The organism is Symbiobacterium terraclitae (genome assembly GCF_017874315.1).
Lineage (GTDB): Bacteria > Bacillota > Sulfobacillia > Symbiobacteriales > Symbiobacteriaceae > Symbiobacterium > Symbiobacterium terraclitae.
Genome location: NZ_JAGGLG010000049.1, coordinates 1 through 16,098, shown reverse-complemented (window position 1 = coordinate 16,098; position 16,098 = coordinate 1). Strand labels below are relative to the sequence as shown.

At 67.8% G+C, this 16,098-nt stretch carries 16 protein-coding genes and 2 riboswitches; of the genes, 3 read left to right on the top strand and 13 right to left on the bottom strand.

Annotated elements, in window-relative coordinates; translation table 11 throughout:
• Positions 1–109 precede the first annotated feature (109 nt).
• From J2Z79_RS17665 to gpmI, 12 genes are all read right to left on the bottom strand, one after another.
• Positions 110–1,159 carry a DUF1646 family protein gene (locus J2Z79_RS17665; protein WP_209468221.1) on the bottom strand — a complete coding sequence of 350 codons (1,050 nt, stop codon included), beginning with the start codon at positions 1,157–1,159 and terminating at the stop codon, positions 110–112.
• 114 nt (positions 1,160–1,273) lie between these two features.
• Complete coding sequence (asnB, locus tag J2Z79_RS17660) at positions 1,274–2,791, bottom strand: asparagine synthase B (RefSeq protein ID WP_209468220.1); 1,518 nt, start codon at positions 2,789–2,791, stop codon at positions 1,274–1,276.
• Between the two features lie 7 nt (positions 2,792–2,798).
• Positions 2,799–4,454 (bottom strand): methionine synthase, encoded by a 1,656-nt coding sequence (locus J2Z79_RS17655; RefSeq protein WP_342589536.1) that lies wholly within the window; start codon positions 4,452–4,454, stop codon positions 2,799–2,801.
• Positions 4,447–5,550, bottom strand: a complete 1,104-nt coding sequence (locus J2Z79_RS17650) for an NAD/NADP-dependent octopine/nopaline dehydrogenase family protein (protein WP_342589535.1) — start codon at positions 5,548–5,550, stop codon at positions 4,447–4,449. The genes J2Z79_RS17655 and J2Z79_RS17650 overlap by 8 nt, the downstream gene beginning before the upstream one ends.
• A 144-nt stretch (positions 5,551–5,694) precedes the next feature.
• Positions 5,695–5,855, bottom strand: a riboswitch (cyclic di-AMP (ydaO/yuaA leader).
• 448 nt (positions 5,856–6,303) lie between these two features.
• Positions 6,304–7,128, bottom strand: a complete 825-nt coding sequence (locus tag J2Z79_RS17645; RefSeq protein ID WP_209468219.1) for a MetQ/NlpA family ABC transporter substrate-binding protein — start codon at positions 7,126–7,128, stop codon at positions 6,304–6,306.
• 39 nt (positions 7,129–7,167) lie between these two features.
• Positions 7,168–7,818: a methionine ABC transporter permease gene (locus J2Z79_RS17640; protein WP_425353545.1), complete on the bottom strand. Its 651-nt coding sequence runs from the start codon at positions 7,816–7,818 to the stop codon at positions 7,168–7,170.
• Positions 7,811–8,809: a methionine ABC transporter ATP-binding protein gene (locus J2Z79_RS17635; protein WP_209468218.1), complete on the bottom strand. Its 999-nt coding sequence runs from the start codon at positions 8,807–8,809 to the stop codon at positions 7,811–7,813. The genes J2Z79_RS17640 and J2Z79_RS17635 overlap by 8 nt, the downstream gene beginning before the upstream one ends.
• Positions 8,810–8,887: 78 nt before the next feature.
• Positions 8,888–9,005, bottom strand: a riboswitch (SAM riboswitch).
• Positions 9,006–9,086: 81 nt separating this feature from the next.
• A complete protein-coding gene (locus J2Z79_RS17630) occupies positions 9,087–9,866 on the bottom strand; it encodes a biotin synthase BioB (protein WP_209468217.1) in 780 nt (259 codons plus the stop codon).
• Between the two features lie 155 nt (positions 9,867–10,021).
• Entirely contained in the window at positions 10,022–10,714 is a 693-nt protein-coding gene (locus tag J2Z79_RS17625; RefSeq protein WP_209468216.1) for an alpha/beta hydrolase, read from the bottom strand.
• Between the two features lie 68 nt (positions 10,715–10,782).
• Entirely contained in the window at positions 10,783–11,016 is a 234-nt protein-coding gene (gene secG, locus J2Z79_RS17620; RefSeq protein ID WP_209468215.1) for a preprotein translocase subunit SecG, read from the bottom strand.
• A 180-nt stretch (positions 11,017–11,196) separates the two neighbouring features.
• Positions 11,197–12,483, bottom strand: coding sequence for a phosphopyruvate hydratase (gene eno, locus J2Z79_RS17615; RefSeq protein WP_209468214.1), 1,287 nt, complete (start codon positions 12,481–12,483; stop codon positions 11,197–11,199).
• Positions 12,484–12,489: 6 nt separating this feature from the next.
• The gene (gpmI, locus tag J2Z79_RS17610; protein ID WP_209468213.1) at positions 12,490–14,043 is read right to left on the bottom strand and encodes a 2,3-bisphosphoglycerate-independent phosphoglycerate mutase; all 1,554 of its coding nucleotides are present in this window, start codon (positions 14,041–14,043) and stop codon (positions 12,490–12,492) included.
• A gap of 240 nt (positions 14,044–14,283) precedes the next feature.
• Here gpmI and trxA (J2Z79_RS17605) point away from each other — a divergent pair, with 240 nt between their 5' ends.
• Both trxA (J2Z79_RS17605) and trxA (J2Z79_RS17600) read left to right on the top strand, forming a co-directional pair.
• Complete coding sequence (gene trxA / locus J2Z79_RS17605) at positions 14,284–14,628, top strand: thioredoxin (protein WP_209468212.1); 345 nt, start codon at positions 14,284–14,286, stop codon at positions 14,626–14,628.
• A 382-nt stretch (positions 14,629–15,010) separates the two neighbouring features.
• Positions 15,011–15,355, top strand: a complete 345-nt coding sequence (gene trxA / locus J2Z79_RS17600; protein WP_245302969.1) for a thioredoxin — start codon at positions 15,011–15,013, stop codon at positions 15,353–15,355.
• A gap of 99 nt (positions 15,356–15,454) precedes the next feature.
• Here the strand turns inward: trxA (J2Z79_RS17600) and J2Z79_RS17595 are convergent, their stop codons facing one another.
• The gene (locus J2Z79_RS17595) at positions 15,455–15,736 is read right to left on the bottom strand and encodes a metal-sensitive transcriptional regulator (protein WP_209468210.1); all 282 of its coding nucleotides are present in this window, start codon (positions 15,734–15,736) and stop codon (positions 15,455–15,457) included.
• 130 nt (positions 15,737–15,866) lie between these two features.
• Between J2Z79_RS17595 and J2Z79_RS17590 the strand changes: the two genes are divergently transcribed.
• Entirely contained in the window at positions 15,867–16,013 is a 147-nt protein-coding gene (locus tag J2Z79_RS17590; protein ID WP_209468209.1) for a hypothetical protein, read from the top strand.
• Positions 16,014–16,098 lie beyond the last annotated feature (85 nt).

Here is a 16,098-nt window from a genome sequence, read left to right as displayed (position 1 = left end):
TTGTAACAGAAGGGCGGCTTCTTTTGTATTTAGACAAAAAGAAAAGGGGGCTGTCCCTAAGTCATCCTCGATGACTTTTGGGACAGCCCCCTTCGGCCGTTCACGCCAGTTAGAGCGCGACGATGAAGAAGAAGACCACCATCGGCACCAGCCCGATGGGCACGCTGGTCCTGGCCCACTCCTTGGAGCCGATCTTCAGCTTGCTGGCCGACACGATGTTCGGGATGTTGCCGGGGACCAGCATGCCACCGCTGATCAGCAGGCCCATCAAAACCGCCTTCACCTGGGTGAGGCTCATCGCCGGGCTGAGCTCCGCCGCGGTCAGCGTGGCGTTGTCCAGGACCGCCGAGATCATGTTGATCCAGTAGAGCGCCTGGCTGGGCAGGCCGAGTACGTAGGTATCGATGAGCGGTTTGAACCCTTCGCCCAGGAAGGTCAGGGCCATGACGAAGAGGTAGATCTTCAGGGCCCGGACCACGACGTCCTTGTAGCTCTCCCCGGCCGTGGCCTCCGCTGCGGGGCCCGCCTCGGCAGCAGCCGCACCGGGACGCCCCTTCAGGAAGAAGCCGGCGAAGATACCCAGGCCGATCACGGTCGGGATCACGTAGATGCCGATGGTGCGCACGAGGTACCAGAAGTCGCCGCCCATCTTGGAGATGGCGATCGTGGCCAGGGGCTCGCCCAACGGCGTCAGGGCAGCCCCGATTCCGATCGCGTAGCACGACAGGATGACGAAGTTGACCTCCGTCTTCCGGTCGAGCTTCAGGGCGCTGACCACCTCAACGAGCACCAGCGAGGCGATGATCGCCGTGATGACACTGGAAGCCAGGCCCAGCACCGCCATCACCAGAAAGGCGAAGACCTTGAACGGCACCACCCGCAGCGTGGCCTGGATGCCCGCCTGGAGCCGGGTCTGGAGCAGCTTGAACAGGATGCCGGCAATCAGCACGGCGCCGGAGATCATGATGGGCTCTTCCAGTGCCTTCACGATCAGGTGCTGGTCCATCACACCGCTGATCAGGGCCGCGGCCACGCCCATGACGAACAGGAAGATCTCCAGTTGGTGTTCGACGGCCTTGAACAGGAACGGAAGGGTCAGCACGAGGAGCAGAATCGCTACGAGTCCGGGAATGACGACTGCTTCAGCCAACTTGCACATCCTCCTCGTCTGCGAGGAGCCAGGTCCCCCTGCCACCTCTCTCCCACAAGCGTATGACTGCCGGGTACAGGGGTCAAGGAACGATATGCCGCAAAACGGAACGGGTGGGGGCCCTCAGAGCGCCCCCACCCACCGTTGGCCCGGGTTCAGGCTGCGGCTGCGTCCCATGAGCTCTAGCACGTCATCCCGCCCGTACCGCTCCCGGAACAGGCTCCAGTACAGGTACTCCTCCTTGGAGGCGAAAGGCTGCCCCCTGGGGCTGCGCTCCCGCTCCAGTTCGGTGTCGGAGACCGCCAGCGCCGCGTACCGCTCCAGGGCGGGGCCGACGCCCGTGCCGATGGCGAACTTCTCCTTGGTGCGCCAGACCACCGATCGCGGCAGGTAGCGCTCAGCCACCGTGCGCAGGATCCACTTGCCCTCGCCGTCCCGGCGCTTCAGGGCGGGAGCGGTGCGGGCGGCCAGGTCCAGCATCTCCCGGTCCAGGAACGGCGCCCGCGCCTGCAGGCCGTGGGCCGTCGTCATGCGGTCGACCCGCTGCAGGCCGGTGTTGTGCAGGGCCGCGGTGATCGCGTACAGCTCCTCCGCCAGTCCGCGCTCATCCCCGTCGAAATCGGACAGATAATGGTAGCCGGCGAACAGCTCGTCGGCGCCCTCGCCGGAGAGCACCACCTTCACATGCTCCGCCGCCAGCTCAGACGCGAAGTACGTGGCGATGGAGCCGCGCACCAGGGCGGGGTCGCACGACTCGAGGGCATCGATCACCCGGGGAAGGGCCTCCACGATCTCCCCTTCCGTCAGGACGCGTTCGTGGTGAATCGTGCCCAGGTAAGCCGCGACCTGCCGCGCCACCTTCAGGTCGGTCGACCCCTCCAGCCCAACCGCGAAGGTGTGCAGCTCCCCCTCCAGGCGCTGCCGCGCCAGGGCCGCCACCAGGCTGGAGTCGAGCCCGCCGCTGAGGAAGCAGCCCACCGGAACGTCGGCCACGAGCCGCTTGCGCACCGCCGCATCGAGGGTGCGGTCCAGCGCGTCTGCCACCGCAGCGGCCTCCGCCCACTCGCCGGTGGGGCGGGGGATACGGTCCCAGGCCACCATCGGCCCGCCCGCCAACCAGCGGTGTCCGGGGGGAAACTCCCGCACCTGCGCCACCTCGTCGATCAGCGCCCTGATCTCAGATGCGAAGAGCAGGTTGCCCTCGGCGTCCTCTCCCCAGTAGAGTGGCTTGACGCCCAGCGCGTCCCGGGCGAGGAACAGCCCCTCTTCCGCGCTCCAGACCGCCACGGCGAAGTGGCCGTCGAGTCGCTCCACACACTCGGGTCCGTATTCCTCGTACAGGTGGAGGACCACCTCTGCGTCGGACTGCGTCCTGAAGGTGTGACGCCCGGCCAGCTCCTGCCGGAGGGCCCGGTGGTTGTAGATCTCGCCGTCCATCGCCAGCCACAGGCTCCCGTCCTCATTGGCCAGCGGCTGCCCGCCGCCCCCGACGTCGACGACGGCCAGTCGGGCGTGCCCCAGGCCGAAGCCATCGGTGGTCCAGACGCGTCGCCCGTCCGGCCCCCGGTGTGCCAGGGCGTCCAGCATCCGCCCGATCCGGGCATGATCAGCCCTGCCGGCAATGCCTGCGATTCCGCACATTCCTCGGCTACCTCCCCTGAACCAGTTCTCCGGCCAGCACCCGGGCGATGCGCTCGGCCTCACCCAGGGTCCGGCCGGCCCGCCGGTCGTAGGGCCGGCAGGCTCCGTCGTCGAAGCGGACTTCCACCTCCCCTCTCGCAGCCGGGTTGCCCATGAGGTGCGGCGCGTCCAGGAGTCCGATGCGGACGGCCGCCGCGAGGGTCGGGGCGTGGGTCAGGGGGTCGTCCACCCCGGCCGGTGCCAGCGAGGCGACCGCATCGAGGAGCAGCCTCGCCTCCCGCACCAGCTCGGCCTTCCGCTCCTGCACCGCCTCGTCGCGCGCCATGTCCGGCAGCCCCTGCAGGGCCAGCTCGATGGCACCCCTGACCACGTGGCAACCCTCGATCACGTCCTCGGCCGTGGCGGCGTGATGGTACTCCGAGTGACCCACGATGTGCACGATGTCCGGCTTCACGGCCATCTGCATGATCGTGGAGGCCGCCAGATGCCCCTTGGCCCGGTCGAAGCCGGCCGGCATCGAGGTCAGCCCCGTGCGGCACTCCCGCCACACCCGGAAGTCCGGACCGGCCAGCGACTCCACCAGCTCCAGCTTCGCCAGCATCTTGGCCAGGTCCATCGCCGGGGACGTGAGCGGCGGGTTGTTCCACATCAGCTGCTGGATGTAGTCCCGCACGCCGGCCCGGCGGGCGTTGTAGGCCGCGATGTAGGCGGCGGCCACGGCCACGGCGTCCGGCGCGTCCCGCAGCGACCAGTGGTGGCTCTCGTTGGACTCCACCGGGATCCCCCGCTCGGCGTGCCAGCGGAACACGGCCTGAACCTCGGGGATGGACTCGGCGAGGGGCCGCTGCGAGCGGCCGTCCAGCTCGCTGTACCAGAAGAGGGGAACCGCGGCCCAGGCGTTGTTGATCGTTTCGTGCAGCATCTCCGCCCAGGCCAGCTGATCGCGGGTGCCGGCGTAGCAGCGCATCAGCGGGTAGTTGCCGGTGCGCGTGGCGGCGTAGAGCGCCCGCAGGTCGTCCGGCGTCCGGACCGGAACCCCGCCCGCACCGTGCTCGCGCGGGTCCATCTCGTCGGGCCGGAAGAAGTGCTCCTGGGCGTTCTGGTCGGTGCCCAGGCTCACCACATCCAGCACCCCGGCCTCGCTGATGCGCCGGACGCCCTCCACCGTCGCGGCGACGGTCGGCTGCCCGAAGTGGTGGCGCAGCAGCGGGAAGGGGCGCTTCCACAGGATGCGGTCCACCAGCCGCTGGGGAGGGATGCCGCCGGCCTTCTGCGCCGGCGCCCCCCGCAGGTAGTCCACCACCTCCTGCCAGTCCGCCGATCCGCCGAAGACGGCCTCGAAGAAGCCCAGTGCCCGCCCGTGCTCGGCCACCGGGTCTGTCGCCCCCAGCACCCAGCGGCGGCCCGCCTGCCCCTGCTCCTGGGCAGCCTGCGCCAGGTGGTCGAGCACGGCCCGCCCGGACTCGGGCGTGAGCCGGTAGCCCACGGCGACGATCTCGGGATCCCAGGCCGCGACCTCCGCCAGCAGGCGCTCGACCGGCACGGCCGGCCCCAGGGAGCGCACCTCGTAACCCAGTTGCTCCGCCGTCCGCAGAAAGCGCACCACGCCGCCCACGTGGACGTCGTCTCCGATGGCGGCGCCGATGATCCTGGTCTTAGACACGGTCCACCACGTCCCCTTCCAGTGCATATTGGCTGATCCGCTCGGGACCCCAGCCCTCCATCCCCAGGCGGGCCAGGGTCCGGCCGATCTGCCGGAAGTCCACGCCGCACAGCCCGTTGGATACGTGAATCAGCGCATCGGTGACCGGCGTGGAGACGCCGCAGGCTGCCCCCAGCGAGGCGATGGGCACAAGCCCGGTCGGCACGTCCTCCCAGATGTACCGGTGGTTCAGATGGGCTGGTGCGCCCACGTCGGCGTAGGCCGCCGTGGCCTGAATCGCCTCGTAGAGCGTCGGCCGTTCCACGCCGTAGGCCTCGGCCAGCCATTCCCGTGCGGTGAGGGCGCCCACGCCCAGGGCCCGCGCCACTGCCACCCGCTCCGCGTCCAGCCGCTCCAGCAGGGCGGCCACCGAGGGGGTGATCCCCTCCACGTAGTGGCGGAAGGCGCCGCCGGTGGACTCTACCCGACCGGCGTTGAGCAGGGTGACCGCCGGGTGGAAGATGGCGCCTACGTTGTCCAGCGAGGTCTTCCAGACCCAGCGGGCCGGCATGAACTGAGGGAAGGCGGGCTTGACGGCGGCCAGCAGCTCCGCGGTGCGCCGCGCGGGCAGCGCAGCGACCAGCACCTGGCGCTTGATGCCGTGGATGCGGGCCCGGCACGGCCCGACCTTCCGGCTGGCGTAGAGGAATGTCTGGGCCTCGCCGACCGTCACGTCCGCAGTGCACCCCTGCTCCCGGAGGACGTGCGTGAACTCGATGGCCCCGGCGGTGCGGCCCGGCAGCAGCAGCACTCGCTGGCCGTTCCGCAGGTGGGGAGCGCAGCGCTGGGCCACCTCCCGATGGGCGGACGCGGGCAGGACCACGAGGACGGCGTCTGCCCCCTCCAGCGCCTCTGCGACGGTGTCTGCAACCTGCACGGGTCCGAATCCTTCGACGGCGCCCTCCAGGAAGACGCCGCCCGCGGCCCGGACCGACTCCCGCGTCGCGGGGTCTCGGGCCCAGAGGGAGACGGGGTAACCCATCAGTCCGAGGTGGCCGGCCAGGGCGAGTCCGCCGTGGCCGGCTCCGAGCACGCAGTACCGCAGCACGTTCTCCACCCTCCTCTTTGGATTTGTGACTGGCACCGGGCCAATGCTCGGGGAACGGAGAAGGCGCCGGCCAAGTTGGCCGGCGCCCGCCTGAAGGCACAGCGAAGCTCAAGGTCTGGTGACCCCCGCAAAAGAGACGACGAAAGATAGGGCCCACCACCTTGACCACGCTTACGAGGTTAGCTGACGGACTCGGGGCGCCAAAGCGTGCCCCTACGCACCCTCCACTCCCGCCGGAGCCTCGGATGCGACTCGCCCCAGAAAGGTGGTTCCCCCGCTCCCCGCGTTGCACGGGGATTCAGCGATCAGGCGGGTCCTGCACTATTCCGTTGCCGCAAGCGAGATTATTCTATCAAATGGAAGCCAAGTTCGTCAACTCACAACATGCGGCAGGGTGTCTGCCAACTCAGCCCATGAGGGGGGCGGGCGACATGCACGCCCGGCCCGGTGGCACAGATGCGGCAAATGCACCGGGAGGAACGTGGGACTAGGGTGAACCGGCTCGCCCTGCGGAGCACCGCAGCAGAACCGAGCCTACTACACGGAGACAGGCGGTATGTAAGCCCCCCGTGGCACAGATGTGGCAGATACGCCGGGAGGGAAGTGAGACTAGGGTGAACCGGCTCGCCCTGCGGAGCACCGCAGCAGAAGCACGTTACTACACTCGGGCGGGCGACATGCGCGCCCGCCCGAGTGGCATAGACGTATCACACGCCAGGGGAGGGGACTTGGATCAGCGCTCCGCCCCCTCCCCACTTGCAATCAAAACGCAGGGATCACTGCACCGTCATACGTCTCGTTGATGAACTTCGCCACGGCCTCGGACCGGAGCAGGCTCATGAGCTTCTGGATCTCAGGCCGGTTTTCGTCGCCCTTGCGGACGGCCACGATGTTGGCGAAGGGGTTATCCTCTGCCGACTCCCGGGCCAGGACGTTGGCCTTCACCCCGAGGTTCTTCGCCGCATCCAGGTAGTAGTTCGTGTTGATCACCGCTGCGTCCACGTCCTCGAGGCTGCGCGGGAGGTACTCGGCCTGCAGCATCTCGATGTCCAGCTTCTTGGGGTTGTCGACGATGTCGTTGGGCGTCGCCTTGACCCCGACCCCCTCCTTCAGGGTGATCAGGCCCTGGTCGGCGAGCAGCTTGAGCGCACGCCCGGCGTTGGTGGGGTCGTCGGGAATGGAGACCGTGGCGCCGTCAGCCAGCTGGTCGATGCTGCTCAGCTTCGACGAGTAGAAGCCCAGCGGCTCCAGGTGGACGGGCCCCACCGAGACCAGGTCCAGCTTCCGCTCCTCGGCGAAGTTGGTCAGGTAGGGCAGGTGCTGGAAGTAGTTCGCATCCAGGTCTCCCTCGGCCAGGGCGATGTTCGGCTGCACGTAGTCGGTGAACTCCACGATCTCCAGCTTGATCCCCTCGGCCGCAGCCGCCTCCTGGATCGACTTCAGGATCTCCGCGTGGGGGGTCACCGACGCGCCCACCTTGAGGGTGACCTGCTCCGCCTTCCCGGCCGACTGCTTGGCGCCGCCGCATCCCGCCAGGATGCCCAGCGAGAGGACCGAAACCAGTAGGATACCCGCGATACGCTTCATCTGGCGCTCATCCTCCCCAGTCTGTGTGCAGACCGCTTTCTATTTATGCGTAAACCTGTTGGCCAGGCTATCGCCGATCCACTGCATCACCTGAACCATGACGACCAGCACCACGAGGCTCACGTACATCACGTCGAGCTGGTACCGGTTGTATCCCCACTTGACGGCGACGTCGCCCAGGCCTCCGCCGCCGATCGCACCGGCCATGGCCGAGTAGCCCACCAGGTTGACCAGCATCAGCGCCGTGCCCCGGACCAACGAGGGCAGCGCCTCGGGCAGAAGCACCTTGGTGACGACCTGCCAGTTAGAGGAGCCCATCGCCAGGGCGGCCTCGATCAGGCCGGAACCGACCTCGTGCAGGGCCTGCTCCACCACCCGGGCCATGAAGGGGACGGCCGCGACCACCAGCGGCACGATGGCGGCCGTGGTGCCGATGGAACGGCCGATGAGCAGCCGGGTGAGGGGCGAGACCGCCACCATCAGGATCACGAAGGGCGTGGAGCGCCCGATGTTGACCAGCACGCCCAGCGTGCGGTTGAGCAGGGGCGCCTCCCAGATGCCGCCCCGGTCCGTGATCACCAGCAGCACGCCGAGGGGCAGGCCGAACAGCAGCGTGAAGGCCGCGGCGACCCCGGTCATGTACAGCGTCTCGATCGTCGCCGTCAGGATCATCGACCAAAGGTCAACCACGCTCGATCACCTCCGGCGAAACGCCGCGCCGGGCCAGGTACTCCAGCGCCGCCTGGATGTCGTCGGGCCGGCCGGTGAACTCCACCAGCAGGCGGCCCACCGTCGTGCCCGCAATCCGCTCCACCGCACCCTGCACGATGTTCGCGTCCACCTGGAACTGGCGCACCACCGAGCTGATCAGCGGCTCGTCGGCCGAGTCGCCCACGAAGAAGAGCGCCGCCAGCACGCCCCCGGGGTGCAGATGGAACGCGGTGTCGCGGAACGGCTCGTAGAACAGCTGCCGGAGCCGGGAGCCGGGGCGGCCGATCAGCTCCAGCACCCCGCCCTGCTCCACCAGGCGGCCGCCCTCCAGGATGGCCACGGAGTCGCACACCTGCTTCACGACCTCCATCTGGTGGGTGATCAGCAGGATCGTCAGCCCGAGCTTCCGGTTGATCTCCCGCAGGAGGGCGAGCACCGACCGCGTGGTGTCGGGGTCCAGCGCCGAGGTGGCTTCGTCCGAGAGCAGGAGCTTCGGCCCGGGGGCCAGCGCCCGGGCGATGCCCACGCGCTGCTTCTGCCCGCCGGAGAGCTGCGCCGGATAGGCATGGGCCTTGTCCGACAGCCCTACCAGCTCCAGCAGTTCCGCCACCCGGCTCGCGATGCGGCTCCTGTCCCAGCCCGCTACCTCCAGCGGGTAGGCGACGTTGCCCGCCACCGTGCGGGAGTCGAAGAGGTTGAACTGCTGGAAGATCATCCCCATCTCCTGGCGTGCCGCCCGGAGCTCGGCGGGCGAGAGCCGGGTGATCTCCCGCCCGTCAACCCACACCTCCCCAGACGTGGGGCGTTCCAGCAGGTTGACGCAGCGAATCAGGGTCGATTTTCCCGCACCGCTCTGGCCGAGGATCCCGAAAATCTGCCCCCTGGGCACGTGCAGGCTGACGTTCCGCAGGGCCTCGGTCTCCTGGCCGTTCTGTCGGAAGACCTTCGTGAGGGCCTTCAGTTCGATCACCCAGGTATCACCCCGTTCGCGGCAATAGAAAAGTGCGCCCCAAAAAAGAGGCGCACAGAAAAATCAACTTCCGGCTGCCTCTCATCTTCGGGAAGGCAAGCGCCTTCCACCAGGAATTGGCACCGCTGCACGCCTGGGAACGTGCCGGTTGCCGTGGCTTCATCGGGCCAGTCCCTCTGCCTACTCTGGATAAGAGTCAACGCTATGCAGTTGTGTTGAGCCCTACATTACCACGATCTCAAGCACCCGTCAACAGCGAATCGCTGTCCCTTTCAGGTCAACCGCTGGTCACCAGCGTCAGCAGGCGCGTCCTCGGACCGGTGCCCTCCAGGCGGGTGGTCGCCAGGATGTTGGCCCCGCACGTGAGGGAACGGGCCTGCTGGACCGGGTCGTCGGTGGCGACCCACAGGTCGGCATCGGGCAGGCACAGACGGGCAATGGCCAGCACCCGGAGCACGTCGGCCTCCTCGGAGACGGAACGGAGTACAACCCCGGACACGCCCGAGTTGCGCAGCACCTCCAGGTCGTCCGCGACGTCCTCGCTGGTCTGGCCCGGAACGCCGACGCAGATCCCGCCGGCGACGCGGTAGTTCAGCCCCCGCAGCCAGAGGCAGCGGGTGAGCCGCTCCGCCGGCGAGTGGCCGGGGTGCAGCCGCGCGTACAGGTGCGGATTGCAGCAATCGTGGGGCAGGAGGTACTCCTCGGCCCCCGCCTGGCGCCACAGGGCATAGGCGTCGTAGGGGCGCTCGCCCATGCAGAGCGAGACCCACATCCCGGTCTGCGTGCGGATCTCCCGGACGAGGACCGCGACCTCCTCCACCGCGTCGTAGTCGGCTGACGCGCAGAGCAGTACGGACTCGCTCCCGTGCTGTGCGGCGTGGACGGCCTCCTCCAGCGCACGCTCCCATCCACCAACGGTCTGCAGATCGATCAGGGCGCGCAGGGACGGCTGGTCGCCCTTCATCTGCCGGCAGATGCGCCCGGCCACCTCCAGCAGGCTCTGGTACTCGCGCTCGTCGGCGCGCAGCATCAGGAGCACCTCTCGCCGGCTAGGCATCCGCCCCGCCTCGGCCCGTCGCAGGACTGGTCCGATCACCGGAGATCACCTGCCTATGTGACAGTCTTCACAAATACAGTACCCGAATGTCAGACAATAGGGTATTCAGGGAAAGACCCATTTAGCCATAGTGCTTTTGGCGCATGGCGCGCCAACTAAGGTCTGCACCCGATTGCACGCACCGTGATCCAGTCTGCAACCTGCGCGGCGACCTCGTCCCGGCCGCGCTCCAGCCCGACGAAGTGCCCCCTCCCCTCCAGGAGGCACAGGCGGGCCGTTCCTGACACATGCCGCACCAGGTACGCCCCGCTGTCGGGCGCGATCCACCGGTCGCGGTCGCCCTGCATCGCCAGCACGGGAGCCCGGACGTGTACCAGCTCGCGGCGGACCAGGCGGGCCAGGCGCACCAGCGACCGGAGGGCGGTGGGCGGCGGCCCTCCCCGCATGTACCGGGCGAGGCGGCCGCTGAGAGCATGGGGATCGTCCAGCAGGACCGGCGCTGCCAGGGCACAGACCGAGCCGACGTCCCGGCGTGCGGCCAAGTGGAGCGCGATCAGCGCGCCCATCGAGAAGCCCAGCAGGTGAAGCTGGGTACAGCTGCCCGCCAGTTCCTGGAGGGCCTCCTCCGCACCGCGGATCCAGTGGCGGAACCTGGTCTCCGCAAGGGCGGGCCCGGTGGCGCCGTGCCCCGGCAGCAGCGGCGCGGACACCGTGAGCCCCCGGGCGGCCAGGGCGGTGAGGATGGGGCCGATCTCGGCCGGCGAACCACCGAAGCCGTGGAGCGCGAGGCAGCCCACCGGGCCGCCGCGCACGAAGACGGGATCGCTGCTGCGGGCTGCGATGGCCATGGCGTTCCCCCCGCAATGCAGAAGGCCGGGCACGCGCGCCCGGCCGTTCTTACGCTACGTATTGCCAGCTAGCCCCGGGACTCCAGGAAGAGCATCAGAACAGACGTCAGGACGAACAGCGTGGCGAAGGCCATGCTGAAGCGGTTGAGGATCTCGTCCAGGCCCTTCTTCTTCCCGAAGATCTGCTCACCCGCGCCGGCGATGGAGCCGGACAGGCCCGCACTCTTGCCGGACTGCATGAGCACCGTCGAGATGAGGCCGAGCGCAAACAGGGTATGAAGTACCAGCACGAATGTCGTCATCCCTTCACCCCCTCATACTGGCCCTGATAGCTTGTCAATTGTACCACATCATGGACCGACGCACAATCGCGAACCGGGGCCGCCAAACCTCGACAAGGTTCGCGACCCCGGTCTGCGCAGATGGTGTTGGAGGCCGGCGGCCAGTCCCTGATCGCGCTGAGGACGAGCCTGGCCGGCAACCTACTTCCGGCCCTTGATGACCGACGTCCCGGCGAAGATGGCGGCGTCGCCCAGCTCCTCCTCGATGCGGAGCAGCTGGTTGTACTTCGCCACGCGGTCGGTGCGGGACGGGGCGCCGGTCTTGATCTGCCCGCAGTTCAGGGCCACGGCCAGGTCGGCGATGGTCGTGTCCTCGGTCTCGCCCGAGCGGTGCGACATCACGGAGGTGTAACCGGCCCGGTGCGCCATCGCAACGGCCTCGAGGGTCTCGGTGAGCGAGCCGATCTGGTTGACCTTGACCAGGATCGAGTTCGCGGCCTTCATCTCGATGCCCCGCGCGAGGCGCTGGGTGTTGGTGACGAAGAAGTCGTCGCCCACCAGCTGCACCCGGTCGCCGATCCGGCGGGTCAGCTCGACCCACGCCTCCCACTCGTCCTCGGCCACGCCGTCCTCGATGGAGACGATGGGGTACTGGCGGGTCCAGCTGTCCCACAGGTCGATCAGCTGCTCGGTGGTGAGAACCTTGTTGCCCTCGCCGGCCAGCACGTACTTGCCGTCCTTGAAGAACTCCGACGAGGCGACGTCCATGCAGAGGAAGACGTCCTGCCCGGGCTTGTAGCCGGCCTTCTCGATGGCCTCGAGGATGACGGTGATGGCCTCCTCGTTGGACTTCAGGTCGGGGGCGAAGCCGCCCTCGTCGCCGACGGCGGTGTTGTAGCCCTTGCCCTTCAGGACCGAGCGCAGGGAGTGGAAGACCTCGGCGCCCATCCGCAGCGATTCGGCGAACGAGGGCGCGCCGGCGGGGAAGATCATGAACTCCTGCATGTCCACGTTGTTGTCCGCGTGCTTGCCGCCGTTGATGATGTTCATCATCGGCACGGGCAGGGTGCGGGCGGTCAGCCCGCCCACGTGGCGGTAGAGCGGAATGCCGAGGGCCTTGGACGCGGCGCGGGCGGCGGCCAGCGAGACGCCCAGGATGGCGTTGGCGCCGAGCTTCCCCTTGTTGGGGGTGCCGTCCAGCCTGATCATCGTCTGGTCCAGCTCAACCTGGTCAGTGGCGTCAAGGCCGATCACGGCCTCGGCGATCACCTCGTTGACGTTCCGGACGGCGTTCAGCACGCCCTTGCCCAGGTAGCGCCCCTTGTCGCCGTCGCGCAGCTCGACCGCCTCGAACTGGCCGGTGGAGGCGCCCGAGGGCACGATCGCCCGGCCGGTGATGCCGTTGGAGAGGATCACCTCCACCTCGACGGTGGGGTTGCCGCGGGAATCCAGGACCTCACGCGCGTGCACGTTCAGGATCGTCGTCATTCCAGATCAGGCTCCTTCCGCGTTAGTCACCAACAGGGAATCCGCGTCCATCTGGGGTGGCTTGGGCAGGCCGATGATCTCGAGCAGCGTCGGCGCGATGTTGGCCAGAACGCCGGGCTTCAGCCTGGCGCCGATGCGCTGATCGTCCACGAGCAGGCAGGGAACAGGGTTCAGGGTGTGGTTGGTGTGCGGCGCACCGGTCTCGTAGTCGACCATCTGGTCGCAGTTGCCGTGGTCGGCGAGGATGATGGCCGCACCGCCCTTGGCGAGCAGGGCGTCCACCACCTGGCCCAGGCACTCGTCCACCGCCTCCACCGCCTTCACCGCCGCCTCCAGGACGCCGGTGTGGCCCACCATGTCGGGGTTGGCGAAGTTGAGCACGATGAAGTCCGTGCGGTCCTGCTCGATCCACTTCACCGCCTCGCGGGCGACCTCGTAGGCCGACATCTCCGGCTTCAGGTCGTAGGTGGCCACCTTCGGGGAGGGAATCAGTACCCGCTCCTCCCCGGGGAAGACCCGCTCCTCGCCGCCGTTGAAGAAGTACGTGACGTGCGGATACTTCTCGGTCTCGGCGATGCGCAGCTGCCGCAGGCCGGCCTCGGCGACCACCTGGCCCATCGGCACGTCGACGAACTGCGGGCCGAAGGCCACGGGGATATCGGTGAAGGTCTGGTCGTACTGCGTCATGGTGACCAGCGTGACCGGCCGGAACCCCTCGGGCCGCTTGAAGCCGTCGAAGGCGGTCTCGTGCAGGGCCCGCACCAGCTGCCGGGCCCGGTCGGGCCGGAAGTTGAAGAAGATCACGCCGTCGTCGGGCCCCATGCGGCCGTCCACCCCGTCGATCACCGTGGGCAGCACGAACTCGTCGGTCTCGCCCCGCGCGTACGCCTTCGCGATGGCGTCGGCGGAGGACGCCGCCCGTTCTCCCTCGCCCTGCGTGATCGCCAGGAAGGCCTTCTCGGTGCGCTGCCACCGCTTATCCCGGTCCATGGCGTAGTAGCGGCCCGAGATGGTGGCGATCTGCCCCAGGCCGACCTCCTTCAGCTTGGCCTCCACCTGCTCCAGATAGGGCAGGGCCGACTGGGGCGGCACGTCGCGCCCGTCCAGGAAGGCGTGGATGTACAGCCGCTGCACGTTCTCCCGGCGGGCCAGATCGATGAGGGCCATCAGGTGGTCGATGTGGCTGTGCACGCCGCCGTCAGAGACGAGCCCCATGAGGTGAAGGGCTGCGCCGGGCTTGCGGGCGCGGTCCAGCGCGACCTGCCAGGCGGGCAGCGTGTAGAACGATCCGTCGTCGATGCTGCGCCGGATGCGGACAAGGGTCTGGTAGACGATGCGCCCTGCCCCGAGGTTCAGGTGGCCGACGTTGGAGTCACCCATCTGCCCGGGAAGGAGACCCACCGCCTCGCCCGATGCCGTCAGGGTCGTGTGGGGATACCGGGCCATCAGCCGGTCGAAGTTGGGATGCCGGGCGATCGCCACTGCGTTGGCCCGGGAATCAGCGTTCAGCCCCCACCCGTCCAACACGATCAACGCTACGGGTCTGCGATAGGCGGACAAGGTACGGGTCACCTCCTGCGTTCCTCTTAAAAGTCTGCGCGCGACTCCTACCGCATATCGCAGGACTTTTGCAAAGCCATTTTACCAAAGTGGGGTTCACCATTGGAAGGGCTTTCCCCTGTTTCTTTTCGTCCCAGTTTGCGGTTTGCGCGAAAGGGGCCGTATCCGCGCGCAAACTAGGTGCGTCCTAAGCGCGAGCGAATACCCCGTGGGGTACCTACGAGCAGGAGGGACCGCTGTATGGCGCAGTATACCGTTCCGATTACCGATGACACGTTCGAGGCCGAGGTGCTGCAGTCCGATCTGCCGGTGCTGGTTGACTTCTGGGCACCGTGGTGCGGCCCCTGCCGGATGATCGGCCCCGTGCTGGAGGACTACGCGCGCGACAACGGCCACCGCATCAAGATCGCCAAGCTCAACGTGGACGAGGAGCAGCGGTGGGCCGGCCAGTTCGGGGTGATGTCGATCCCGACGATGATCCTCTTCCACAAGGGCAAGCCGGTGGGGCAGCTGGTGGGCTTCCGACCCAAGCACGAGATGTACGAGATCCTTGACAAGGCGCTGGAGCAGCTGCAGTCCGCCTGATCGGGACGTCACAGCCGGCGGAGGGGAAGAATCCCCCTCCGCCGGCGTCATCGCCATCGTCGCCTTCTGGTCCGGCCCCGGTCGGCGGTCGCGCGGCCAGGCGGGCGCGGACGTGGGCAACGCGCTCGAGACGCTCAACGCCGCACTGGGGGGCGGAGAGCACAGAGGACCGGGCACCCGTGCCCGGTCCTTCTGCATTGGCCCGCTGGAACTGCCCCATCACCTGTACCAACGGCAGCGGTGGGCGCTTCGGCTCCTCCATCGACCCTCATTTCGTTCTTACAGCGGTTTTTTCAACAAGGATGAAACGACATGCAAAGCGAGGTCGTCCCTTAACACGGATACCCTGTTAGGGTACCTGAAGGACAGGAGGGACCGCTTGATGGAGCAGTATACGGTTGCGATCACTGATGCCACGTTCGAGGAGGAGGTGCTGCAGTCCGATCTTCCCGTTCTGGTCGACTTCTGGGCTCCCTGGTGCCCTTCCTGCCAGGCACTCAACCCCGTGCTCGAGGACTACGCGCGCGACAACGGCCACCGGGTCAAGGTCGCCAAGCTGAACGTGGATGAGGGCCAGGAGTGGGCACGCCGGCTCGGCGTGACGTCGATCCCTACCATGGTCCTCTTCCACAGGGGCGAGAAGGTCGACCAGATCCTGGGCTTCGAGTCGAAGCCCGAGACATACCGGATCCTGGACAGCGCCCTGCAGCAGGTGCAGTCGGCCTGATCGTCGCTCCACGGATGGCGGAGGGGACAGCCCCTCCGCCGAGCGCTTTCCGGAAAACCCGCGCCAGGGACCGGGCGCCCGTGCCCGGTCCGCTGCGCGTCACCCCAGCTTGATGAACTGCTCGATCACCTGATCGACGGCCTCGGTGGGGTCCTCGCCCCGCTTCAGGGCCTCGGTCACCTGGTGCCCCATATTGCAGGCGGCAGCCTTCATGCCGACACGGTTGATGGCTGACTTCATCGCGCCCAGCTGGATCAGAATCTGCTCGCAGTCCTGCCCCTCTTCCAGCATCCGCTGCACGCCCCGGGCCTGGCCCTCAATGCGCTTGAGGCGGCGCATCAGGTCCTCGTACAGCGCGGGGTTTTTCTCCTTGATGTTCATGCGCCATCAGCCTCCTGTTTCCAGATTACCCTACCCCGTACCCAGTGTCAAAGGGGACGGCCACCCGCGCGCCATGCATGGTCCGGTTCAGTGGGAAAGACCGTACGTCCAGGCATGGATGAGGGAGGCTGTGCCATGGATCGGAACGCTCCACCTGCAGATCCTGCAGTCCATCCTGCGCGGATGGAGCGACGTGGTGATACGCCACTTCCGCCTGGGCACCAACGCAGATCGATCAGGTGGTGCGGGGCAAGGCCGCACGGAGAAGATCGAGTAGACCGTAGGGTCGCCCTACGGCCTCTCACAACACCGGACATGCGGGTCACGCATCCGGCGTTTCGTCAAGCACTCCGAGTCGATTC